At 46.0% G+C, this 914-nt stretch carries 1 protein-coding gene and 1 pseudogene; both read right to left on the bottom strand.

Going from position 1 to position 914, the window contains the following annotated elements:
* A partial coding sequence (locus FCN80_RS26130; protein WP_170975545.1) for a transposase occupies nucleotides 1-449 on the bottom strand: 449 nt, incomplete at its 3' end.
* Nucleotides 450-470: 21 nt separating this feature from the next.
* Nucleotides 471-914: pseudogene (locus FCN80_RS26595) on the bottom strand (IS4 family transposase); the annotation flags it as partial.

The raw sequence follows: 914 nt of genomic DNA, 5'->3' as shown, positions 1-914 counted from the left end.
CCACATCTCCCGGTAGCAATTTCCCATCCGGTTTGTATTTCGCTTAATCGTCGTAAGCCGCGCCAGATTAAAATATTACCGGGTGGATGCTTATTTTTATTCCCTGTGTATCCGCCTAATCGGGCTAGTTTTATCGTATATTTTTCCAGGGGAGGCGATGACATAACTTGTGATGTGTCTTTGATCATCGTATCCAGTATTTTTATCTCTGTGCCGCTGAAAGCAAGTTCTACCGGTGCTGCGGGCATTTCCCGACTTAGCATTGTCAGCCAGAATATTTTCCAGCTCAGGATGCAGTAACAACATAATAAATTTGTCAGCCGTTCTGCTGAACCCAGCCTGGAACGTTCAGCCTGACAACCGGATTTCATAACCTTATGGAAGGTCTCTATTTTCCAGCGATGGCTATACCATTCCAGCTTTTCCCTGGCCTCAGCCAGATTTGTCACTGGCAGGTCAGTCAGTAATTTTCACTCAACCCTGGTATCATTATCCGGACATTGTTCTGTCGCGATAAGTGCCGTCAGCTGTAGATCGGGATACTGCTTTGCCTTACCAATCGGAGGATGTAATGTGAGCGTTTTCCATCTGACATTCAGTATTATTTCGCGGATTCCTTCCTGGTCATCCCGAAGAAAGATCCTATGATGCCCCTGATGGTCAGAGGACACGTTTTTCATTTCTTCCTCCATGGTGGAATTTTCAGCCAGGCGATTAACGCACGTTCTGACCAGAAAATGTGTATTTAACTCCGATGCCAGGCAATACAGCTCGTAAATATCACTCTCACGGTCACCAATATGAACGCATCGTTCCGGGCATTGCAGTAACTCCGTAGACTGTCGTAAATTCTCCAGCCAGCGATAGCTTTCTTTCTCCTCAATGGGAACGCGGGTCGGATTAATTTTCCTTTT

The organism is Martelella alba (assembly GCF_005217455.1).
In the GTDB taxonomy this organism is placed as follows: Bacteria; Pseudomonadota; Gammaproteobacteria; order Enterobacterales; family Enterobacteriaceae; genus Acerihabitans.
This window is presented reverse-complemented; position numbering and strand designations above follow the sequence as displayed.